Origin of the sequence: Lutibacter sp. (genome assembly GCF_046055765.1) — a bacterium.
Taxonomy (GTDB): Bacteria; Bacteroidota; Bacteroidia; order Flavobacteriales; family Flavobacteriaceae; genus Lutibacter.
Genome location: NZ_JASFZF010000132.1, coordinates 1 through 24,779 on the forward strand (window position 1 = coordinate 1; position 24,779 = coordinate 24,779).

The following is a 24,779-nucleotide window of genomic DNA, read 5'->3' on the forward strand; positions in this document are numbered from 1 at the left end:
CCATTTGCTAATTTGGAGTTAAAATTTCGATTTATATGCATTGTGATACTATCTTGCAAACATTTTCTTAATTCCTCATTTGTCCCTTCACACCCTGGAAAAACAGGGACAATTTCAATTTTCGCAAATGGAACATCTTCACCTTTAACATATTCCCAATTATTTTTATATGAATCTGCATTATTATTTGTTTTAAGAAATCCTATACGATCCCCGTTACTATCAATAACAACAAGAAATTTAAAAATTGAATTTTCAATAGTTGAAGATCTAGTGTACATTTCCTTTTCTTTTTCAGTATACTCTTCAAACGAAACAATTGTTCCCGCTAAGCTTTTTCCAACAAATATTTTTCCATCTTTTGTATCAAAATATTTTCCTTCAGTTATTCCTTCATTTTGTTGTAATATGCTTTCCATTTCCAATAATTCATCCTTTGCAGCATCAGTACAAGATGAATAAATTAGCATTCCTAATAACAAAGGCACAATTAATAAATACTTTAACTGTTTCATTTTTTGAGATTTTTCTTTTGTAATCATAACTATTCTTTTTTTAATTAATGAATGTTTAAAAAATTGGTTGATGAATGAAATATTTTCAACATTAAAAGTTTCGGCTAGTAATTTGTTGAAATACGTATTTTTATCAGTTTCATTTACAACTTCAGCATCAGAAATATATTCGTGTAGCACTGTAATTCGTTTTTGATAGATATAAACCATAGGATTAAACCATAACACTATTTTTAATACTTCAAATAATAACAAATCTAATGTGTGTTTTTGTTTACAGTGTATTAATTCGTGTTTTATAATATGTAAATCTTCATTTTTTAATAAATGTTTGTGTATAAATATATAATTGAAAAATGAAAAAGCCGATTGTTTGTTTTCTAGTAATACTAATGAGAACTTCTCTTTTTTGAGTACTTTATTTGTTGATATTAATTGAAGTATTTTTGTAAACTTAATTAAAAATAAGAATAAAAAAGTACCTAATCCAGCATAAAAAATTAGTACCAAATAATCTATTGTTGAGTTATTTTGAGTTGTTTGTTCAATTATAATTTGCGGATTTAAAAACAACGTTGGTAATTGTTCAACATAAGCTTGCGGTACTGCTTTTTGAACACTTTCAAATTTTAGTAATGGAACAATAAAGGATAAAATTGGAGTTATTAGCAGGTAAAATCGATTCCATTTAAAAAAGGTTTCTTTTTGTAAAAAGAAATCGTACACCGCTAAGAATAATGCTTGAAATAAAATTACTTGTAGTATATAATTTATCATTTTTTTGTTTTTTTAGGATTAATAGTTTCTAAAATAGTTTCCAACTCTTTTAAATCAATATCGTTTTTATTTACAAAAAATGATACCATACTTTTAAACGAACCTCCAAAATAACCATCTACTAATTTATTTATACTCTGATTGCTATATGCAGTTTTATTCACTAACGGTAAATAAACATATCCTCTTCCTTTTGCTTTGTGTGAAACAAATTTTTTAGTTTCTAATATTCTAATAATAGTTGAAACCGTATTATAAGCTGGTTTGGGCTCAGGTAACTTTTCAATAATATCTTTTACAGATGCTTCTTCTAAGTTCCACAAAACTTGCATTAATTGTTCTTCAGCTTTTGTTAATTGTCGCTCCATTTTTTTAACTAAGTTTTTAGTTTTACAGTACAAATATAACTAAATAGTTAGTTTAAACTAATTTTTTAGTTGAAAAACTAAAATTGTATTAAATTTATCTTTCAAAATATATTTTGAAAGATTATATTTAGCCTATGGACATTTTTCTGTTAATTATTGGTTTTTTGGTAGCATTATTAGGTATAATAGGTTCATTTTTACCGATTTTACCAGGACCATTAACAAGTTGGTTTGGTTTGTTAATTCTTCATTTTACGGGTGCAGTTCCTATGAATTGGGCGTTTTTAGGAATTACGTTGGGTATTGCAATACTTATATGGATTGTTGATTATTTTATTCCTGCAATGGGAACTAAAAAATTTGGAGGGACACGTTATGGTGTTATTGGTACTATGGTTGGGTTAGTAGTTGGGTTACTTGCTCCAATTCCTTTTGGAATAATTATAGGGCCATTTATAGGTGCTTATATCGGAGAAATGTTAAACGAAAAAAATTCTGGCAAAGCATTAAAGGCAGCTTTTGGCTCTTTCATTGGGTTTTTAACTTCTTCCTTTTTAAAATTTATAGCGGCTATAATATTTACAGGTTTATATATTTCAATATTTTGGGAATACAAATCAATCTTTTTCACATTTTCTTAAAAAAGCAATAGACTTAAAATAAAAAAAGCGTCCCGAATTCGGGAAGCTTTCCATTGGTTTTTTTAAAAAACCTGACGCTATTAACGTCAAACAACACAACTAAATCGCACTAAAAATGCGATAAGCAAATATATAAAATATAATTAGATAACAAATTGTAAATTCTTTTTCTTTCTAAATTACCTATTTTTCTGAATTGATTGTATCTTTGCAAACTGTTTTTAATGATTAAAAAACTAACATTTATAATTTAAAAGAAATGAAAATGAAACACATAGCTAATTTTGTAGTAACATTATTTATACTTATTTCAATAATATCTTGTAAAACCGAAACTAAAAACGAACAAAAAAATATACAAAGTACAGACCAGATACATAAAAAGAAGGAAACAGACGTACATTGGTCACATCAAAAAGGAGAAGATGGTCCTGAGAACTGGGAAAATTTATCTGATAAATTTACTGACTGTGGTGGGAGTGCACAATCACCAATTAACATTAGTACAAATGCTATTTCAAAAGTAGATACTTTAACTGCTATTGAATTTAATTATGGAAAATCTGATGTTACTATTATTAATAATAAACATACCGTTCAGTTTAACATAACAGGTGATAACAACGTAAAATTAAATGGTACAGATTATAAATTATTACAATTTCACTATCACACACAAAGTGAGCATACTATTGATGGAAACCATTACCCAATTGAAGTTCATTTTGTACATAAAAATTCTGACACAAATTTTGCAGTACTAGGTGTTTTGTTTGAAGAAGGTGATTCTAATGCATTATTTGATAAATATTTAGAAAATTTTCCAACCAGTAAAGGAGAATTTAAATCTGAAGATATGATAGATATTATAAGTTTATTTCCTAAAAATAAAAGTTATTACAATTATAAAGGTTCTTTAACTACACCTCCATGTTCAGAGGTTGTAAATTGGTATGTGTTAAAAACTCCACTAACCGCTTCAAAACAACAAATTGAAATTTTTGAAAAAATTTTAAACAATAATTACCGACCTATACAATCACTAAATGGAAGAGAAGTACAGGTTTACAATCAATAAAAAAGCGCTAAATAACAACTATTTAAAAAACACTGCATGCAATTATCAGCACTTGAAATAATTAGAAGAGAATCATTACAAAAACTACGTGAATTAGGTATAAATCCTTATCCTGCAAAAGAATTCAAAACAACCACTAAAATCAAAAATATACTTTCTGATTTTAATGAATTTGAAGGTAAGGAAGTTATTTTGGCAGGAAGAATGATGAGTCGTAGAATTATGGGGAAGGCTTCTTTTGCTGAATTAAAAGACGCCAGTGGCAGCATGCAAATTTATATTAATAGAGATGAACTTTGCCAAACAGAAGATAAAATCATGTATAATACGGTTTTTAAAAAATTGTTGGATATGGGTGATATTATTGGGGTTAGAGGTGAAGTTTTTAAAACCAAAGTTGGTGAAATTTCTATCAATGCAAGAGAAATAACAGTCTTATCAAAAAGTTTACGCCCATTACCCGTTGTAAAAACAGATGCTGAAGGAAAAGTACACGATGCTTTTTCTGATCCAGAACAAAGATACCGTCAACGTTATGTTGATTTAATTGTAAACGATCACGTAAAAGAAACCTTTATTAAAAGAACTAAAATCACCAATTCAATGCGTGATTTCTTCAATAAAAAAGGATATTTGGAAGTTGAAACACCAATATTACAACCTATTCCAGGAGGTGCAGCTGCTCGTCCTTTTATAACACATCACAACGCATTAGATATGCCTTTGTATTTACGTATTGCTAATGAATTATATTTAAAAAGGTTAATAGTTGGTGGTTTTGATGCGGTATATGAGTTTTCTAAAGACTTTAGAAATGAAGGTATGGACAGAACTCATAATCCAGAATTTACTGTTATGGAGTTGTATGTAGCATACAAAGATTATAATTGGATGATGAACATGACTGAAGAATTATTAGAAAAAATTGCCATTGACACAAACGGAACAACCGAAGTTGAAATAGGTGAAAATAAAGTAAGCTTTAAAGCTCCTTATCCGAGAGTACCTATTTTAGAAGCAATCAAAATCCATACAGGTTTTGATGTTGCTGGAATGAGTGATGTTGAATTAAGAGAAGTATGTACTAAGGTAGGAATTGAAGTTGATGAAACTATGGGTGTTGGAAAATTAATAGATGAATTGTTTGGTTCAACATGTGAGCATCTTTACATTCAACCAACATTTATTATAGATTATCCAAAAGAAATGAGCCCGTTAACAAAAGAGCATCGTACAAATCCAGATTTAACAGAGCGTTTTGAGTTAATGGTAAATGGTAAAGAATTAGCAAATGCTTATTCTGAACTAAATGATCCAATAGACCAACGTGAACGTTTTGAAGACCAATTATCATTATCAGAAAAAGGAGATGATGAAGCTATGTTCATTGATCAGGATTTTATTAGAGCGTTAGAATACGGAATGCCACCAACTTCAGGAATTGGTATTGGAATTGACCGTTTGGTAATGTTCATGACAAATAATGCTTCAATTCAAGAAGTATTATTTTTTCCTCAAATGAAACCAGAGAAAAAAGCTCCAGCTGTTGAATTGAATGATGAAGAAAAAATGGTTTTCGAAATTTTGAAGAAAGTTAAAAAAATAGCTTTAGTAGATTTAAAATCTCAAAGTGGTTTAAGTAATAAAAAATGGGATAAAACTATTAAAGGTTTAACTAAACATACTATTGCCAAAGTAAATAATACAGAAGAAGGTTTATTTGTAGAAATAATTTAAATAAAAAATTAAAATGTCATGCTGAATTTATTTCAGCATCTCATTATCGTTTAAAAGGAACTACTCAATCGGTAGTTCCTTTTTTTATTGGTTTTAAGGTTGTATTTAATATTAAAAGCTAAAAAGTGTTAATTTTAAGATATTGATATTCTAGTTACTTTAACTTTTTTATTCGTCTATAAATCACTATTTTAGTAGTGCTAAATATTTAATTTAAATCTGTTATCATGACTAAATTCACACAAGTATTTATCAATAAACACGTATTAAAGTCAATTCTATTTTTTGTTTTAATCATAGGATTTCAAAGTTATAGTTTTGCCTTAACACATGTAATTCTAAATGATACCATAGGTTTTAATGAATACAAAGGAAAAGTAATAGATAGTAAAACTAAAAAAGGATTAGTTTTTGCTTCATTAACTGTAAATGGAACAAATATTAGTACAATTTCAAATACTCAAGGTAATTTTTTATTGAAAGTTCCTAAAATACACTCAAATCAAAATGTTACAATTTCATTTTTAGGTTATACTAGTAAAGTATTAAATTTATCTAATTTTAGTTTAAAAACAATTATAAAATTAGAGACTTATATTGAAGAGCTTTCTGAAGTTAATCTTTCTGTTAAAGATGCTGAATCTTTAATTTTAGAAGTATTAAAAAGAAGGGGAGATAATTATTCTAATAAATTGAATAATATGACTGCTTTTTATAGGGAAACTATAAAAAAAAGACGAAATTATGTGTCTTTATCGGAAGCAGTTATAGAAATTAATAAGCAACCATATACAAATTCTAAAAAAGATATTTTAAAACTTTATAAATCACGAAAAAAGACAGATTACTCTAGGTTAGATACCGTTGCTTTTAAACTTAGAGGTGGACCTTTTAATACGTTGTATATTGATATTATGAAAAATCCTCAATTTTTTTTCACTGAAAAAATGGTTGAAATTTATGACTTCAAGTTTGATAAAACTACAAAAATTGATAATAGGCCAATTTATGTGGTTAATTTTAAACAAAAAAAACAGATAACGGATCCACTTTTTTATGGAAAATTATATGTTGATGCTCAAACATTAGCGTTAACTAACGCTAAATTTAAACTAAATATTGAAAATAAAGTTAAGGCTAGCAGAATATTTATTGTTAAGAAACCAAAACATGCAAAAGTGTACCCAATTGAAGCTACATATCATATAGATTATCGTGAAAAAGAGGGTAAATGGTATTATGGATATAGTAGAATTCAATTGGGCTTTAAAATAGATTGGGATAAAAAGTTATTTAATACGGTTTATTATACAACTATTGAAATGGCAGTAACAAATTGGAAACAAAATTCGACCAAAAAGTTAATAAAAATTAAAGAGAGATTAAGACCTTCGGTAATTATGAGTGAAAAATCTTCTGGTTTTTCTGACCCTGAATTTTGGGGAGAATATAATGTTATTGAACCAGAAAAATCTATTGAATCTGCAATTAGGAAAATTCAAAAACAACTAAAAAGGCGTAAAAATAATTAAAATTTTAGTCAACCTATTTCAGGAAAGTACAGTGCTTATAGTATTGTAAATTCACAACAAATTGTTGATTGTATAAATGGGATTCTAGACCCTAAATAATATTAATTTAGAATTATTAAGCTATTCTTTAAAATGTAATACAAATTAAGATTGTTAACTTGTAGGTTTAAAATTCTTAATTACATTTTAATCTTTATAGGATGTATTTAATTAAAATTAAAAAATTTACTATTGTTTCCTCTTCTGAATTGTCTAAACTGGTAAAAATCAAAAAGAATAAAAATTTGAAAATAGTTATAGGATACACCAGTTAGATTTTTATTCCCTAATTCAAATGAATAGTTACCACCAATTTCCATTTGTTCAAGGAATATACTTGCTGAAGCCCCCATAGTAGTTAAATTAGTTCCCAAGTAGTTATTTAAATGTTGGTTTAAACCGAATGAAAAATTTTCAATAATAGCTTCTTGATATAGGTCAACTCTTGATTTAGAGCCTTGATTGGAGAATGATCCATATAAATATAAATAAGAGTTTGAAGGTAAAGATCCTCTATTATACGGATTTAAATCATATTCATAACCTGTTTGAAATGATATAAATAAATCTTTTTTAACTTTTGCTTCACTATTGAAGGAAGTATTAGGTTGATTTATATGCTTTAGGCTTAAACCAAAAAATAGATTTCTACTATTATGGATATGAGCCCCAGCTCCTAAGTCAAAGTAATTTACTTTATTATTTACATTAACAGGGTCAATACTAATTCCAGCTATGTTTCCTGTAAATATATCAATTTGATCTTCAAAAACTAACGAAGAATAATCTAGTTTACGATTTCCATAGCCAATAGAAAGAGAGGTGTTTAGTACCCAATTATAAGATAAATTAGTTTTATAAATGTAATGCACATTTGCTTGTGAAGTAGAATAACCTAATGCATTAATTTGAAATAAATTAACATCAAGTGCTAGTGAAAAATTATAATCTTCAAAAAATGCAGAACCAAATGCGAAACTATTTTCAATATTACTATCACCATTTAGAATACTTTCATTACCATAGATAACCCCAAGTTGTGAGGTTTCAGTAAATCCATAAAAACTAGGGTTTAGAGTCCCCGTAATTTTATTTTGATTATTATAAAAATATTCTTGGCCGTACATTAAATTAACGCAGAATACTAATAAAATAAAATAGAGTTGTTTATTCATCATGAGTAATTTTTATAAATTTATTGTACTATTAAGAAGCGTCCTGTTTTTTCTATTGTTTTTCCATCAAGTGTTTTTGCAATAATATAACATCTATAAGAAGTGTTTTTAGGTTCTGAATTAACAGGCTCAATACCATCCCATCTTAACTCACCTAAATTATTTTCTGATGTAATATCCTTATTTGTGGCTTCATAAACTAAATTACCCCATACATCATAAATGTACATAGTAATTTCTTTAATTCCGTTAAATGAAGGTCCAAATAAATCATTAATACCATCATAGTTTGGAGAGAACACGGTAGGAAGTATAATTGTAGCACCTTTACCAATAATTATTGTTTTAGTAATGGATTTTGAGCAACCTGCACTGTTAAAAACGGTTAGTGTTACTTCATAAATACCATCATTTGTATAGGTATGGAAAACAGTATTAATATTTTCACCATCTGAGTTATATGCTAAATCTTCAGGATTATAAAATACTTTAAAGGGAGTATTATCGTCAAAATCCCAAACTATATAATTGTAATCTATATTGTTGAAAATATTAATGTCCAATAAGTTTGTAAATTCAATACTAGAATTTACACCTATATATCCAACAGACGCAAAATCTAAAGATGTAAATTCAAAATCAATATCTTCAACTGTATTTGTAGAAAGAATGACTTCATCTGAACAACCTTGAGAATTTACAACTTTTAATATTCCATTTAAACCAGATGTGCTAATTACAAGCTCATAAATATTACTTCCTACATTTGTTGAAGATACTAATACGTCATTATAATAAAAAGTTAAATCAGTATCTAATGAATTCATTTTAACTGTTATTGTTCCAGAAGCATTACTACAAAGATTTTCATCAATGTTTACATAATCTATTGAAAGTGATTGTTCGCTATCAATGGTAAATGAATATGGTTCCGAGACACAATTATTACTATCTGTAACTGACAATCTATACAATCCAATTTGTAAGTCACATATATTAAAATAATTTGTTACTCCTAGTACTTCGTTCCAAGATTGACTTGAAGAATTATAATTTTCTAATAAGAATGAAGTGTAAATACCACTTCCGCCAGCGAAATCAAAATTTACACATGGACTATTACAACTTTCATTGGTAATTGAAAGCAAGGAAATAGCTATAGATTCATTAGAATTAATAGTAAAAACCTCAGTTGGTAGAGGACATCCAATGGCATCCGTACCACTAAATGTATAATCTCCAGGTGCTAACCCCGTAATTGTATTTTGATTTTGACGAAACCCATTTGGCCCTTCCCAAGTAATAGCATAGAGAGGATTTCCATTTTCATCAATAAACGGTACACCTCCAAAGATAGTTACTGTTATTTCTCCATCATTACCATCACAAGAGATTTGAGTTACCTCACCACTTATAGACATAGGTGAAGAAATTTCTAAGACACCTTTTTTAATAGTACCACAATTATCATATATAATTTCATATTCAAAGATTCCAGATTCTGAAGGCTGACCACTTATTGTTAGTACAAGTCCTGTTGAAGAAGTTATTTGTGATGCACTAACTCCAGAAGGTAAACCTGATACGCTAATAATCCCAGCACTAGGTAAACTACCCGTAATATTGTAAACAATATCTTCAATTGGGTTTGTAAACGAACAAAGCGTCTGACTGTCTGAGCCTGAATCTAATTCAATGGTTACAGCTGCATATAAATTTTCAATAGTTATATCTAATTCGGCACTACAATTTAAACTACTTAATGTTTGTATTTGGAAATTAAATGTACCTGTATTTACAGGAGCACCTGTAAGTACATAAGTTCCTGTAACTGAATCAAAGTTAACGGTAATAAAACTAGGTAGTAACGTTTCATCAATTTCTGTACCTATTGGATTTACAGTAAATATGATTGGATCAATTTCACTATTTTGACAAACCGACTGTGTAACTAGACCTGAACTAGACTCTAGTATAATTGTAGGAATATCTTCAATTGTTAATTCAATTTCAGCAGTAGCAAAATCATTACAAATTATGTCTGTTGATATAGTAATTATATTTGGATTACTTGTTATTACAGTTGGGGTTCCAGAAATTATTAATTCTCCATCTGAAATTAAATAAGAAATACCAGTAGGTAATGTAGGTGAGAATGTTACGTCAGTTAGGCTCGAAGGTACTGCAAAACGAATTGGTTCTATTGCAGAATTCAAACAAGAGATTTGGTTCAATTCACCGCTTATAGAATTTATGAACGGACCATCTTCAACTGTGATAGAGCCTGAAAGCTCAGTACTACAGTTATTACCTGTTAAAATACTATAATTGTACACACCACTTAATGTTGGAGTACCTTGAATAATTCCACTACCAGTTACCACATCATTTGTGAAATTTACCCCAGGAGGTAATGTTCCTATCAAAATAAGTGTTTGACCTGGTGATGATTGGTATTGGATATTGGGTGCTAAAGCAACATTTACACAAATAGTTGTATTGGCTTCTCCAATAGTTAACTGTAGTGAATCCGGATCGAGAATTGTGATATCACCTTCTTCTGTAGCAGAACTACAGATACCTTGTGTAGTTATAGTATAAGTATAAGTATTAGGAGTGTCGCAAGAGTTACCTTCAATAGTAACTATATTATCAACAATACTCCAAGTAATACCTGAAGGAAGTCCTGTTACTGTTGCGCCAGTTGCACCACCACCTAATTCATATAAAATAGGCTCAATTGATGTGCAAGCACAAATTTCTTGTGGTTCATTAGACGGATTTAAAGCTGTAATGGTATCATTAGGGTTTACTGTAATTGTTCCTGTAAATGATGAATTACACTCAGCGATAAGACCCGAAGTAACAACTGTGTAATCAAAACTTACAGTAGGTGTACCAGAAATGGTTAATACATTACCAACAAATGAACTTGTAACACCTGAAGGTAACCCTTCTGCATAAGCATTTGTAGCATCACCAGTGATATCAAATGTAATTGGAGTAATTGCGTCTCCTTCACAAATAGTTTGGTAAGTTGATGTTCCCGCTTGTGGATATACTCCAGAATCAAGAACAGTAACAACTGCTGTTGTTGGTTCTAACAATAGTGGAGGATTGCAGTATAAACTGCCAGAATCTTCCACATTAATTAATTGAATATTATAGATGCCAGCTACATTAGTAGGTATATTAATTATTACACTATCACTTGTCGCTGGTGAAGTTACAGTACTAATAATAGTACCTATACTATAAGTAAATATATATGGTGCTGTACCGTTGGAACCTTTAAATGTAATACTTGGTTCATTAGTGTCTTTACAAACTTCATATACATTATTTCCTTCGATAGTTGCAGTAATTGCTTGTTTTAATAATATATTAATTTCTGCCATATTATCACAACCTGCGTTTAAGGAACCTATTACAAAATAACTTCCATTTTCTGTAGGAGTAATTGTAAAAGTATCACTTGTAGAACGCGGTGGAGCTATAGGGCTTCCACTTGCATCAAGGTCAACACTTAGATACCATTCATAGTTATCAGCTCCTGTAGCAGTCAATGTAATTTCGCTACCTATACAAACTTCAATTTCTTGAAGACCACCTTCAATCTCAACATTTGGCAAGGCGTCATTTACAGTTATTGTTCCTGATAATATGTTTCCACAACCTGTTGAAGCTTCAATAGTATATGGGAATATTCCAGCCTCTGTTGGTGTACCATCAATTATTCCAGTAATAGAATCAAATGTTATGCCTTCAGGTAACAGTCCTATTAGTATTAAAGTTGCTCCAGGAATTATAATATTTGGATTATTTATTATGTTATAATTAATTGTATCAATTAATGGTGTATTTATGCATAATACTGGATCTGGATCTCCTGAAAGTAATGTTATTTCACTACTATTTATAGTTAGTGAACCGTTTGTTGTTGTTTGTTCACAACTTGTAGTTGTAGAAAAAGTTTCAACAGTATATGTGAAGTCTCCAGCTTCAGTTGGTATTCCAGATATAGTTACAGTTGTACTAGTAACAGACCAAGTAATACCAGTTGGTGTATAAGGTAAAAATATAACAGCTGCTCCATTTGCACTTCCTTCTAAATTATAAGTTATAGGAGTAATAGCTGTATTAATACAAACATCTTGTACATCTGAATCAGGAATGGATAAGCTTAATTTACCTATAGGGTTTACTTCAATAATACCCGTAAATTCTGAATTACAACCTATTATTGCTCCAGAAGTTTTAACAATATAATTAAATGTACCAGCTGATGAAGCTATTCCTGAAATTGTTAATGTACCTGGAATTCCAAGTGTTGCGCTAGGAATATACTCACTTAGTACGTCCGTAGGTAAACCTTCTACAAAGGCATCAGTAGGTGAGCCGTTAATATCAAAAACAATATCTATAATAGGATCTCCTTCACATATCAATTGATTTACATCAATAAGATTTAATGGAACAATACCAGCTTCTAAAATGGTTACAAACGCTTGAGAAGGTTCTAAAATTTGGCCATTGCTGCAAGTGCCAGAATCTACACTATTTAAGGTAACTAAAAACTCACCTGGAGTCGTAGTTGGTATAGGGGGTGTTAAATCTGCAGTATTTCCAGAAGTAGTAATTGAACCTGTTACGTCAATTGGAAGTAAACTTGAAGAGATTGTATAGTAAAAAGTATAACCACCTGTACCATTTGCTCCTTCAAAAGTAATTATTGGAGGAGTTGCGCCTTCACAAAGGGTATAATCATAAGTTCCTGTGATGGTACCTGTTATTGCCGGTAAAACAGTTATTATAATGTCATCTGTATTTTCACAACCAAAACTATCTGTACCTATAACCGTGTAGGTTCCTGTAATTATTGGAGTGAATGGCACACCATCCGTAACACCATTATTCCAAATATAGGTAGTTGCACCAGATCCAGATAAGGTAATTTCTTCACCTGCACAAACTTCAAGTGTACTCGGTCCTGCATCTACTATTGGTAAATCCCTTACCGTAATTGATGCTGTGCCAGATTGAATTTGTGTACAAGAAGTAGCGCTTGAGTCTGTAACACTTACCAATGTATAATTATAAATTCCAGAAGTGTTAGTAGGTACTGTAAAAGTTGCTATATCTAAAGTAGAAACAATAGTTTGTGTAGCCCCACTTTCATCAATATATTCAAATGTATATGGAGCAGTACCTGTAGCCCCTGTAAATGTAATTGTTACTGGTGTGTTTAAACAAACTTCAGTAGCTGAAGAAGAAATTGTAGCCGTAGGTAAAGGATTAATAGTTACAGTTCCTGTTGCAGTTGTACTTTCACAATATGGTGTATTTTGGTCTGTGATAAAAACTGTGTAATTACCTGCAACTGAAGTAGTAAAAGTGGATACATTCCCTGGGTTTGTTGCGCCAGAAGGAACACTCCAATTATAATTATAACTACCAGTTATTGTAGGTGTTGCCGTTATTGTAGCAGTATCTCCTTCACAAATGGTTTCGCTATTTATGGTTACAGTAGGTAATGCTAAAGCAGTAACTACAACTTCAGCTATACTTGAACAACCCGTACTATTAGTAGCCTTAATGAAGTACGTTCCTTCATTAACAGCATTTGGAGTACTTAGAGGAATAGTAGCACCTATATTTGCCCAATAAGTGTAAGTTAAGCCACTATCAAAAGGTGTAATGGTGGTTTGTAAATCTACAGTATCTCCTGCACAAATTGGAGCAGGGTTTGAAATAGTTAAACTAGGAGGTGGTAATACCTCAATAGCGTAACTTAAGCCTGTTAATGTTTGTGTACAAGCAGTAATACTTGAGTCTGTAACACTTAATAAGTTGAAATTAAAATTTCCAGAAACGCTTGTGTTTACATTAATTGTTGCTGTTGTTCCTGCAGAGAGAACAGTTTGAGTGGTACCTCCATTAATATTATACGCGAAAGTATATGGAACTGTTCCTAAACTACCTGTAAAACTAATTGTTGCAACATCATCAACACATATTGTTGATGCAGAGCCTGTAATTGTAGCATCAGGCAAAGGATTTAAAGTTACAGTACCTGTAGCAGTTAAGCTTACACAATTTGGTAGGATTTGATTGGTTACGTCAACAGTATAGTCTCCAGCTATAGATGTTGTGAATGAAGCAACATTACCTGGATTTGGTACTCCAACAGGTAAATTGGTCCAATTATAATCGTAAGCTCCTGGTGGGTTCGGAATTGCTGATATAGTAGCTAAATCTCCTTCACAAACTGTAACGTTACTTACTGTTACAGTTGGAATTGGGTTTGTTGTTACAATTACAGGTTTAATAACCGAGCAACCATTAGTGTTAGTTGCCATAATATAATATGTTCCTTCAGTGGCAGCCGTAGGTGTAAGGTATTGTGTAGTTGCAGTAGCATCTGTAAAATAAGAAAATGCTAAACCAGCATCTGAGCCTGCAGTTATTGCTCCAACTGTTAAATCAACAGTATCAATTTCACAAACAGGTGTTGGATTCGTAATTATTAATATTGGTAAAGAATTTACAGTTATAGTTGCTGATCCAGTTTGTGGGTTGGAGCAACTAGTTGTACTAGAATCTTGAACATTAATTAAATCATATAAAAAAGTTCCTACAGTACTTGAAGATGAAGGTATAGCAATGCTATTACCAGAGGTTGTGGTAATAAAATAAGGCCCTGATCCATCAATGTTATATGTAAATGTAAATGGTGCTGTACCATTTGCACCAGTAAAGATAATTAAATTGTCTGTGCTATTTAAACAAGTACTTCCTCCACCAGAAATACTAGCAGTAGGTAATGGATTTACAATAACACTAATAGTAACAGTATCTGTACATCCTTGCCCTGTTGGTGTTAAGTCTAATTCATAGGTTACTAATATTGGTAAACCTGTTGAATTAATTAATACGTCACTTATATTCCCAGTTCCTGAAGCAGCTCCTAGTATACCTGCGGCTGGAACTCTAGTCCAATTAATAGTAGTTGGGTCTGTAGTACTTGCTGGTGTATAAGTAAAGGTATCACCTGAACAAATTTCAGTTGTTACCGTTGAACTTGTTAACTGCGGAAGCGGATTAACAAATATAGTTACAGTTTCTATGTTTTCACACCCTTCAGAGGTATTTATTGTATAGATGTAATCCACGCCTACTGGGACATTTGTTGTATTGACTAAGATTTCACTAATACCATCATTACCACTTCCTGCTGAGTTTGAAATACCACTTTGTATTGCCCTTGTCCAAGAAAATGTAGCTCCTGTACTAATACTTGTAGGCGTATAAGTGAATAGTTGTTCTGAACAAACATCAGGAGGTGTTAACCCACTTGATAACGTTGGAGGTGCAATTATTGTTATAGGATAATTAGCAGACTCTCCACCAATTCCACAAGAATTAACTCCATGAACGCTTAGGTTTCCTGATACATCAGTTAGCCCGTAGTTTATAGTAATTGAATTTGTAGTTGTTGTATTTATACTTCCATTAGGTAATGTCCAAGCATAAGAAGTTGCATTTGTAATTGCTGCTACGGTATATACATTTCCATTCGCACCAGCGCAAACCAATTGTGGCCCACTACTATTAATTGATCCTGCATCCGAAGGTATTGCTTCTATATCAATAGTTATATATACAATATCTGAACATCCATTTGCTGTATTTGGTAATGTAATTTCATAGGTAACAGAGACTGTAGTGTTTGTTAAATTAGTTAATGTTTCAGTAATATTTCCTGAACCAGAATTAGACCCCTCTAAAATACCACTAATTGTATTTCTATTCCACGATATTAAGCCGGGTTCACTACTTGTTAATGGTATAGTAAAAGAAGTTCCAGAACATACTGGTGCTAGAGCGGTTGAACTTGTTAAAGTAGGTAAAGGGTTTACAATAACTGTTACTATCTCAGTATTTTCACAAAGTTCCGGAGTTGGAGTTGTCATTGTATAAATATACTCTACAGATATAGGAATTGTAAGTGTATTAATAAGTGTTTCACTTATTCCATCAGTTCCTACACCAGGAGCATTAGCAATACCAAATTGTAAGTTTCTTATCCAAGAGAAGTTTATATTAGGGGAACTACTGGTTGGATTATAAGTGAAGGTATCTCCTGAACAAATATCAGGAAGTGATGTTGGACTTGTTAATATTGGAGGTGCTAATACTGTTATTGGATAACTTGCAGAAACGGCTCCTACACCACAAGAATTTACACCTTGAACTGTAAGGTTTCCAGAAACATTACTTAGTGTATAATTAATGGTAATTTGACTTGTAGTTGTTGTGTTTGTACTTCCATTAGGTAATGTCCATAGGTAAGAAGTAGCATTTGGTATTGGGTTTGCATTATAAATATTTCCTGTAGAACCGGCGCAGACTGTTTGGGGACCATTTACAATGGTCGTTGCATCAGAAGGAACTGGGTTTACAACTACAATAAAACTAACAGTATTTGTACAGCCTGCAGTTGTCGCTGGCAAAGTTAACTCATAAGTTACGGTAACGGGTGAAGATGATGTATTTATTAGTACTTCACTGATAGTTCCTGAACCAGAAGCTGATGGATTTAATATATCCACAATTGCATTTCTTGACCAATTTATAGTGCCAATTGGATTACTAATTGGAGTGTAATCAAAAAGAGTCCCTGAACAGACTTCTGAAGGCAATATAGGTGGGTTGGTTAATATAGGTAATGGATTTACAATAACAGTAACAATTTCAGTATTTTGACAACCTTCAGGTGTTGTAATGGTATATACATAGTCAACAGGAATTGGGCTACTCGTTAAATTGTATAAAATTTCATTAATATCATTAGTACCAGCTCCTGCTGGGTTTGAAATATCAAGCTGTAAAGCTCTAGTCCAAGTATAAGTTGCACCAGCGGGTGTGCTTGTTGGAAAATAAATAAAAGGTTCTCCAGAGCATACAGGAGGAGGAGTTAATGAACTTGATAATGTTGGAGGTGCTATTATTGTGATAGAATAATTTGCAGATTCTCCTCCATTGCCACATGAATTTACACCATGCACACTTAAGTTTCCAGATGTTTCACTTAATGCATAACTAATAGTAATTGTTGGAAAATTAGTAGCGACAATACTCCCATTAGGTAATGTCCATTCATAGGTAGTGGCATTTGGTAATACATCCGTTATGTATACATTGCCTGATGACCCAGCACAAACAGTTTGTGGGCCGCTAGTAATAGTAACCGCATCAAAAGGTAAAGGTTCAACATCTACAAAAATTGTTATTACTGCTGCGTCGCAGCCTGCTGTTGATGTAGGTAAGGTTATTGTATAAGGTACTGATATAGTAGCGTTTGTTGTGTTTGTTAATGTCTCATTAATAAAATCAGAGCCAGAACTAGAAGCTTCTGCAATTCCTGGAAAAACAACTCTTGACCAAGAAACTGTACCGGCTACATCACTTATTAGCGGTATATTAAAAAGAGATCCAGAACATACTGCTGTTGGTGCAGTTGGACTTGTTAGTTGAGGTAATGGATCAACTAATACTGTTATGTCCTGAGTATTTACACACCCATCAGTTGTTGTTAAGGTATATGTATAAACAACAGGTAAAGTAGCGTTTGTAGCGTTAATTAAACTTTCTGTGATATCATCATTACCTATTCCTGGTGGGTTTGATATACCAGGTTGTATAGCTCTTGTCCAAGACAAACTAGCTCCAAAAGTGCTACTGACCGGAGTGTAATTAAAGATGTCTTCTGAACAGATATTAGGAGGTGTTACACTGCTTAATAATGTGGGTTGTGCTATAATTGTAATAGGATAGTTAGCTGATTCTCCTCCAATTCCACATGAATTTTCTCCATGAACAGTTAAATTTCCTGAGGTATCTGTTACAGCATAACTGATACTGATGCTATTTGTTGGTGTTGTAACATTGCTTCCATCCGGCAATGTCCAAACATATGAAGTTGCATTTGGAATAACTGCTGTATTATATACATTTCCTGAATCGCCAGCACAAACTAACTGAGGGCCACCAGTAATAATAGTTGCATCAGAAGGTCGTGGAGCTACATTAACTACAATAAATTGTGTGTCATTACAAGTAGGGCCACTAGGTAAAGTTAAATCATAGGTTACAGAAATGGTTGTGCTCGTTGTATTTGTGAGAACTTCATTTATAATATTAGTACCAGAACTAGTACCTTCTAAAATTCCAGGGACAGCTGCTCTAAACCAATCTATATTTCCAGGTATGCTGCTTGTTAAAGTTTGTGTGAAAGTGTCTCCAGAGCAAATATCAAAAGTTAATGTTCCTGCAAAATTATCTGGTAAAACATCTATAGTGAAAGTTATTGGTATTCCATCACAACCTTGAAAAGTAGGTGTTACTGTAAACGTAGAAGTGATAGTTGAACCTGTGGTGTTTGTTGCTGTAAATTGAGGTATTGGAGATGTAGAGCCTGAAAGTGTACCTAATCCAATGGCAACATTATTATCCCCACTCCAAGTAAATGAACTACCAGTTCCAGAAAAAGGAGAGCTTGCAGTTAATGTTATTGGAGGAACTAATTCTCCTGCGCACACAACTATGGAAGCTATTGAGTTTGCTATCGGCCTCGGATTCACAGTAATGGTATAACTTGTGCTTGGGCCTGGGCATCCATTTATAGTAGGTATTACAGTAATTATACTTGAAATTGGTTCTGTGGTAGTATTAAGTGGTGTAAAAGTTGGAATTGCTGTAACTCCAACTGTTGGATTTGCATTTATTAAACCAATACTAGCGTTTGAACTAGACCATAAAAATTCAAGAACACCATCAGTAGGAGGTGTAGGTTGACCTGATAATGCTATTGGAAAAGCAGTCTCGTTTACGCAATATGTTTGGTCTACTAAAGCATCAACTGAAGGAGCTATATAATTAAAATCAAGAACTGAAGGAAGGCCACCATCAACAATAAATGGACCTGAGGTTGAACCACACGGAATTATTACTGTTAATTCAGTACTTGAAATAAAAGTAATATCTGAAGGACTAATAGGAACACCATTAAGGGTAACAGTAGATAATGGAATAGCTGTAAAAGTACCTGCTAAATCATTGATGGTTACAATGGTACCTGCATGACCTGTATTCGGTGAAAAAGTTGGGTTATCTGCATCAACAGCAGTAATAACTTTGTTTTCTGAATTATTTTCAAAGGAATTTGAAAATAAAGTTGTAGAAATTAATAATATTATAACTAAAGAAATTACTCTTCTTATTGATAAAAAGGTATTTTTATACATAGCACTAGAGGTTTTATGATTTACTTGGTTATGAGGGGATAAATCATAGTTTAAAATACAAATATAATAAAAAATGTTAATGGAGTGTAGTCTTGGGTGATAAATATCATTATAATAGCTTTAACTTATATGGTTTTGGATAAATTTTTAGTTTTATACTGATGCATAAAATGTTACAATATTTGTGTTAACTTTTACATAAGCAATGATAAATAAATTAAGTTTGCAATAAAATTTTTCAAATAAATTATGAGTTCATTATTTTAATGATATGTCAAATACTCCTTTTCAATTTAAACAATTTATAATTCAGCAAGATAAAGCAGCTATGAAAGTTGGTACTGATGGTGTTTTATTAGGTGCTTGGGTTAATTTAAATTTTAATCCTCGTAGTATTTTAGATATAGGAGCGGGAACAGGTTTAATAGCTTTAATGATGGCTCAAAGATGCAATGCTGAACTTATTGACGCTATTGAATTAGATGATAACTCTTATGAGCAAACAGTTGAAAATTTTGAAAATAGCGATTGGGGAGATCGATTATTTTGTTACCATGCTTCATTACAAGAATTTTCTAATGAGATTGATGATAGCTACGATTTAATCATCTCTAATCCGCCTTTTTACACTTCAACTTATAAGGAGTTATCAAAGGAACGTGCTATGGCTCGTCATACGGGAAGTTTACCTTACATAGAATTGTTAAAAAGTGTTTCTAAATTAGTATCAAGAAATGGAAGTTGTGCTTTTATAATTCCTTTTAAAGAAGAGGCTAATTTTATTGAATTAGCGAATGAAAATAGTTTACTTATAAATAGAATAACAAGAGTTAGAGGAAATAAAAATTCTTTAGTAAAACGTAGTTTATTACAATTTTCATTTACTGAAAAAATAATTGAAGAAACAGAATTAATTATTGAAATAGAACGTCATAAATACACAAAAGAATATATAGAATTAGTAAAGGATTTCTATTTAAAAATGTAGAGATTAAATAGAAACCCTTTCTGCGTTTTTTAGATCTTTCACCCAACTTTAACATCAGGATTATATCCAAAATAAGCTACATTTTTTTCTTTAAATATAATTCCGTTTTCTTTTAATTCTTTTAAAATAGGTTTGTAAACTTCTTTACTAATTGGAAGTTGAACGCCTGGTGTTTTAATTTCACCATTTAGTATTTTTAAAGTAGCAATTGCAACAGGTAAGCCTACAGTTTTTGCCATTGCAGTATATGTTTGGTTATCTCCAAGACAAACCATGCTACTTTCAATTTGGTATTTTTCACCATTTAATTTATAACCAAAAAGATGCTGCATAACAATCATATCTTTATCAGCTTCATCTAAAGTCCAGCTATCTTTTAATATTTTTTCAAGTATCTGTGCCGGTGTTGCATTTTTTAAAGCTACTTTTTTTGTTGGATTAAAAATATCTAGCTCTAAAAGTTTTTCCCAAATAATATCATCTTGGTCAATTTTTAAATAATGACGTAATTTTAATTCAACAGAATCATTAGTGTTATATGCTAAAAAGGAGTTTGTAAAATCACGATAACTCATTTGTTCAGAATCTTCAATAGTATAACTATCATCGGTCATTCCTAACTGAACAAAAATATTCCAAGCTCTAGAGTAGCCAACGCGTCTAATGGTTCCTCTGTATAAAGTTAAAATATTATCTAAACCATAAATACTTTTATATTTTAAAGAATCTCTGTTGGCATAGCCTTCAAATTTACCATAGTCATCAATATTTAGTATCTCGGTACGTCTAAATAATTTATGGTAGGGTATGTATTTATATTTTCCTTCTTGTAAAAATTTTGCAGCACCACCTTGACCAGCCAATACTACATTTCTTGGGTTCCATGTGAATTTATAATTCCATAAATTATCATCACTTTCAGGAGCTACTAAACCACCTGTAAACGATTCGAAAAGTAACATTTCACCACCTTTATCTCTAATAGAATCAATTACTTGCATAGCACTCATATGGTCTATTCCGGGGTCTAAACCAATTTCATTCATGAAAATGAGGTTCTTTTTTAGAACTTCATTATTTAATTCTTTCATTTCATTAGAAATGTAAGAAGCAGTCACCATATTTTTACCAAATTCTAAGCAATCTTTAGCTATATTTAAGTGCAAGTGTGCAGGAAGCATAGAAATTACGATATCAGCATTTTTAATCGCTTTTTTTCGTTCAACTTCATTAAAAATATCTAACAATAATGCTGAACTATTTTCATGATTATTGAGTATAGTTTTAACATGTTTTAAAGATACATCAGCAACGGTTAAATGTAAATTTTCGGAGTAAGATTTATGTAGTAAATATGTAATTAATGATGAAGATGATTGACCAGCGCCAATTAACAAAATTTTTCTCATTTCTGTATAAATTATAAATTTTTTAAGGTATACGAAAATACAAATTTAATAGTTTATTTGTTATATAAATTAACTAATTATCTTCAGCGTTTACTTCGTTCAATATTTTTTTAGCATTTTCAAAATCTAAATTACTCACTTTCAGTTTATAACCTTCAGAAGAAGGAAGTCCTGTGTAAGTTACATTTCCATCAAAAATAAAGCTATCTATTCCATTATTAGCTAATATTATTTTTGCAATTTCAACCTGATGTATAAAATTTGTTATTGTAAGTGTAACTAATTTCTCAGAGTTATTTCCCATATTTTTTTTGTTTAATTGAAATATATAAAATATTAATGAACTATATACAATTAATTTTTATGTTTGTAATTCTAAATTAAAGATAAAGATGAATAAGAATTTAACAATTACTTCTGTTTTAGGAGCAATTACTATTGTTTTAGGTGCTTTTGGAGCACATGCTTTAAAGGAGCAATTAGGCGCTCAAGAATTAAAAAGTTTTGAAACTGCTGTAAAATATCAAATGTTTCATGTGCTTGTTTTATTGTTTGTAAATACTACAGCTAATTTTTCTGTGAAAATAAAAAATCAGTTATCCTTTTTATTCTTAATAGGTATTTTATTCTTTTCTGGTTCTATATATGCTATAACTTTTGGTATTAATGCTAAAAGTATTTGGTTTATTACGCCGTTAGGAGGTTTATTTTTTATATTAGGTTGGTTAAAAATGGCAATTGCTTTTTATAAAAAACAATAATTAATTCTTCTATAAAAATAAAATTAAATATTTTAATAAATAGCCGATAGCATTTTTATTAAAAAAAAAGTTTTAAATAATTTCTATACAGCTGATAATTAGCAGTGTAAATAGCTAAAACGTTTTAGCAGATTGTTTAAAAAAATAATATTCGTTACAATTGTTACACGTTTTAAATATGTAAATTTGTAGTGAATTTAAATTAAAGTTAGTAACCATAAAATCTATTTAAAATGAAAAGTTTGAAAATTATTCAAGAGTTAGATAAAATAGGGATTACCGGATATCAAGAGGTAATGTACAATCAAACTTATGAAGAATTGTATAAATCTGAAGTAGCATCTCACAGAAGAGGATTTGAAAAAGGGTATAAAACTAATACAGGAGCAGTTGCTGTTAAAACAGGTGTTTTTACGGGTCGTTCACCTAAAGATAGATACATAGTTAAGGATAGCACTTCTGAAAATACTATTAATTGGAATAGTGTAAATATGCCAACATCAAATGAAGTTTATCAAGATTTAAAAGGGTTAGTTATAAAAGAACTTTCACATTCAGGAAGAATATATGTTGTTGATGCTTTTTGTGGATCAAATGAGAATACACGTTTAAAAGTTCGTTTTATTATGGAGGTAGCCTGGCAAGCTCACTTTGTAACCAATATGTTTATCAGACCCTCTTTATATGAATTAGAAAATTTTGGAGAACCTGATTTCTTAGTTCTAGCGGGTTCAAAAGCAGTAAATCCTAAATGGAAAAAACAAGGTTTAAATTCTGAAAACTTTGTAATGTTCAATTTAACTGAAAAAATTCAAATAATTGGAGGAACTTGGTATGGTGGAGAAATGAAAAAAGGAATGTTTTCTATGATGAACTATTATTTACCATTACAAGGAATTGCTGCTATGCACTGTTCAGCTAACGTTGGTGAAAAAGGTGATGTAGCTATATTTTTTGGTTTATCGGGAACAGGTAAAACAACATTATCTGCAGATCCAAAACGTTATTTAATTGGAGATGATGAGCACGGATGGGATGATAAAGGTGTATTTAATTTTGAAGGTGGTTGTTATGCGAAGGTGATTGATTTAAGTGAAGAAAATGAGCCAGATATTTGGAAAGCAATTAGAAGAGACGCTTTACTAGAAAATGTGGTGGTTGATGAACATGGAAAAATAGATTACTATAATCATTCAATTACGGAAAACTCAAGAGTTTCTTATCCAATTTACCATATTAATAAAATTGTATTGCCTTCAAAAGCAGGTCACGCAAGTAAAATTATATATTTATCAGCAGATGCTTTTGGTGTGTTACCTCCAGTATCTATTTTAGATGAAGCTCAAGCTCAGTATCACTTTTTATGCGGTTTCACCTCTAAATTAGCGGGTACTGAAAGAGGAATTACCGAACCAGTACCATCATTCTCTCCTGCTTTTGGAGAAGCTTTTTTAACTTTACATCCAACAATGTATTCAAAAACATTGGCTAAAAAAATGAAGGAACACCATGCAAAAGCTTATTTAGTTAATACCGGATGGAATGGAACAGGAAAAAGAATATCTTTGAAAGATACACGTGCAATTATTGATGCAATTATTGATGGTTCTATTGATAAAACTGAAACGGTTAAAATTCCTTATTTGAATTTAACAGCACCAAAATCATTAGAAAAAGTAAGCGATATTTTAGATCCAAGAAAAACATATAGCGATGCAAAAGAATGGGAAGAAAAAGCTAAAAAATTAGCAGCTTTATATATTAAAAACTTTGAGAAATATTGTGATACTGATGAAGGTAAAGCTTTAGTGCCAGCTGGGCCTCAATTATAAGTGCAAATTTCACTTAAAATTTATTCTAAAACCTCCTAATAGGGAGGTTTTTTTGTGTTAAAAATTAAAATTATTGTATATTTCGTAGATATTAAAAAATGACTAAATGAAACGTATTAGTAATTCATTAAAAAGTTTTATAAAATTAGAAACCGCTTCAAGTATTATCCTTTTTGCCTGTTCTATTTTGGCTATTATTTGGGCGAATTCATCTTTTGGTTATATATATGAAGCTTTATGGAATCATAAGTTTACTATTGGTTTTGCTGATACGAGCTTTCATTTATCAAAACCCTTAATATTATGGATTAATGATGGTTTAATGGCTATTTTCTTTTTTGTTATTGGATTAGAAGTGAAGCGTGAAATATTAGTTGGAGAATTAACAACTTTGCGAAAAGCTTCACTTCCTATTTTTGCAGCTATTGGAGGAATGTTGTTCCCGGTAATTATATTTTTAATTCTTAACAATGGAGAAGTTGGAGGTGAAGGTTGGGGAATACCAATGGCAACAGATATTGCTTTTACTTTAGGTATTTTAAAATTATTAGGGAAACGTGTTCCTTTAGGATTAAAGATATTTTTAACAGCATTTGCAATTGTCGATGACATAGGAGCAGT

At 30.9% G+C, this 24,779-nt stretch carries 14 protein-coding genes; 8 read left to right on the top strand and 6 right to left on the bottom strand.

From position 1 onward, the window contains the following. Together QM495_RS12350 and QM495_RS12355 are read right to left on the bottom strand one after the other, a co-directional pair. A partial coding sequence (locus QM495_RS12350; protein ID WP_408672420.1) for a M56 family metallopeptidase occupies positions 1-1,292 on the bottom strand: 1,292 nt, incomplete at its 3' end. Further along, positions 1,289-1,660 carry a BlaI/MecI/CopY family transcriptional regulator gene (locus tag QM495_RS12355; protein WP_408672421.1) on the bottom strand — a complete coding sequence of 124 codons (372 nt, stop codon included), beginning with the start codon at positions 1,658-1,660 and terminating at the stop codon, positions 1,289-1,291. The genes QM495_RS12355 and QM495_RS12350, both read right to left, overlap by 4 nt. 134 nt (positions 1,661-1,794) lie before the next feature. Between QM495_RS12355 and QM495_RS12360 the strand changes: the two genes are divergently transcribed. From QM495_RS12360 to QM495_RS12375, 4 genes are all read left to right on the top strand, one after another. Further along, positions 1,795-2,301: a DUF456 domain-containing protein gene (locus QM495_RS12360; protein ID WP_408672422.1), complete on the top strand. Its 507-nt coding sequence runs from the start codon at positions 1,795-1,797 to the stop codon at positions 2,299-2,301. Between the two features lie 265 nt (positions 2,302-2,566). Then, positions 2,567-3,379: a carbonic anhydrase gene (locus tag QM495_RS12365; protein ID WP_408672423.1), complete on the top strand. Its 813-nt coding sequence runs from the start codon at positions 2,567-2,569 to the stop codon at positions 3,377-3,379. 36 nt (positions 3,380-3,415) lie between these two features. Then, a complete protein-coding gene (lysS, locus tag QM495_RS12370; protein WP_408672424.1) occupies positions 3,416-5,116 on the top strand; it encodes a lysine--tRNA ligase in 1,701 nt (566 codons plus the stop codon). 227 nt (positions 5,117-5,343) lie between these two features. Then, the gene (locus QM495_RS12375) at positions 5,344-6,648 is read left to right on the top strand and encodes a carboxypeptidase-like regulatory domain-containing protein (RefSeq protein WP_408672425.1); all 1,305 of its coding nucleotides are present in this window, start codon (positions 5,344-5,346) and stop codon (positions 6,646-6,648) included. A gap of 206 nt (positions 6,649-6,854) precedes the next feature. Here the strand turns inward: QM495_RS12375 and QM495_RS12380 are convergent, their stop codons facing one another. After that, positions 6,855-7,862: a type IX secretion system membrane protein PorP/SprF gene (locus QM495_RS12380; RefSeq protein WP_408672426.1), complete on the bottom strand. Its 1,008-nt coding sequence runs from the start codon at positions 7,860-7,862 to the stop codon at positions 6,855-6,857. A 20-nt stretch (positions 7,863-7,882) separates the two neighbouring features. Next, positions 7,883-19,168, bottom strand: a complete 11,286-nt coding sequence (locus tag QM495_RS12385) for a PKD-like domain-containing protein (RefSeq protein ID WP_408672427.1) — start codon at positions 19,166-19,168, stop codon at positions 7,883-7,885. Between the two features lie 271 nt (positions 19,169-19,439). Here QM495_RS12385 and QM495_RS12390 point away from each other — a divergent pair, with 271 nt between their 5' ends. Further along, on the top strand, positions 19,440-20,156 hold the full coding sequence (locus QM495_RS12390) for a tRNA1(Val) (adenine(37)-N6)-methyltransferase (RefSeq protein WP_408672428.1): 717 nt from the start codon (positions 19,440-19,442) through the stop codon (positions 20,154-20,156). Between the two features lie 38 nt (positions 20,157-20,194). On the opposite strand, the gene QM495_RS12395 is transcribed toward QM495_RS12390, so the two are convergent. Both QM495_RS12395 and QM495_RS12400 read right to left on the bottom strand, forming a co-directional pair. Then, positions 20,195-21,565, bottom strand: a complete 1,371-nt coding sequence (locus QM495_RS12395) for a saccharopine dehydrogenase family protein (protein ID WP_408672429.1) — start codon at positions 21,563-21,565, stop codon at positions 20,195-20,197. Between the two features lie 73 nt (positions 21,566-21,638). Continuing rightward, positions 21,639-21,869, bottom strand: coding sequence for a putative signal transducing protein (locus QM495_RS12400; protein ID WP_408672430.1), 231 nt, complete (start codon positions 21,867-21,869; stop codon positions 21,639-21,641). Between the two features lie 88 nt (positions 21,870-21,957). On the opposite strand from QM495_RS12400, the gene QM495_RS12405 reads away from it, so the two are divergent. The 3 genes from QM495_RS12405 to QM495_RS12415 all read left to right on the top strand — a co-directional run. Further along, complete coding sequence (locus QM495_RS12405) at positions 21,958-22,326, top strand: DUF423 domain-containing protein (protein WP_408672431.1); 369 nt, start codon at positions 21,958-21,960, stop codon at positions 22,324-22,326. Positions 22,327-22,559: 233 nt separating this feature from the next. After that, a complete protein-coding gene (pckA, locus tag QM495_RS12410; protein ID WP_408672432.1) occupies positions 22,560-24,158 on the top strand; it encodes a phosphoenolpyruvate carboxykinase (ATP) in 1,599 nt (532 codons plus the stop codon). Between the two features lie 106 nt (positions 24,159-24,264). Next, positions 24,265-24,779, top strand: a 515-nt coding sequence (locus QM495_RS12415; RefSeq protein ID WP_408672433.1) for a Na+/H+ antiporter NhaA, incomplete at its 3' end; no start/stop codon positions are given.

Excerpts from the sequence above, each read along its gene's own strand:
- QM495_RS12375 (WP_408672425.1), top strand. The coding sequence starts at position 5,344 with ATGACTAAATTCACACAAGTATTTATCAATAAACACGTATTAAAGTCA.
- pckA (WP_408672432.1), top strand. The coding sequence starts at position 22,560 with ATGAAAAGTTTGAAAATTATTCAAGAGTTAGATAAAATAGGGATTACC.
- QM495_RS12390 (WP_408672428.1), top strand. The coding sequence starts at position 19,440 with ATGTCAAATACTCCTTTTCAATTTAAACAATTTATAATTCAGCAAGAT.
- QM495_RS12400 (WP_408672430.1), bottom strand. The coding sequence starts at position 21,869 with ATGGGAAATAACTCTGAGAAATTAGTTACACTTACAATAACAAATTTT.
- QM495_RS12380 (WP_408672426.1), bottom strand. The coding sequence starts at position 7,862 with ATGAATAAACAACTCTATTTTATTTTATTAGTATTCTGCGTTAATTTA.
- QM495_RS12395 (WP_408672429.1), bottom strand. The coding sequence starts at position 21,565 with ATGAGAAAAATTTTGTTAATTGGCGCTGGTCAATCATCTTCATCATTA.
- QM495_RS12365 (WP_408672423.1), top strand. The coding sequence starts at position 2,567 with ATGAAACACATAGCTAATTTTGTAGTAACATTATTTATACTTATTTCA.
- QM495_RS12385 (WP_408672427.1), bottom strand. The coding sequence starts at position 19,168 with ATGTATAAAAATACCTTTTTATCAATAAGAAGAGTAATTTCTTTAGTT.
- lysS (WP_408672424.1), top strand. The coding sequence starts at position 3,416 with ATGCAATTATCAGCACTTGAAATAATTAGAAGAGAATCATTACAAAAA.
- QM495_RS12405 (WP_408672431.1), top strand. The coding sequence starts at position 21,958 with ATGAATAAGAATTTAACAATTACTTCTGTTTTAGGAGCAATTACTATT.
- QM495_RS12360 (WP_408672422.1), top strand. The coding sequence starts at position 1,795 with ATGGACATTTTTCTGTTAATTATTGGTTTTTTGGTAGCATTATTAGGT.
- QM495_RS12355 (WP_408672421.1), bottom strand. The coding sequence starts at position 1,660 with ATGGAGCGACAATTAACAAAAGCTGAAGAACAATTAATGCAAGTTTTG.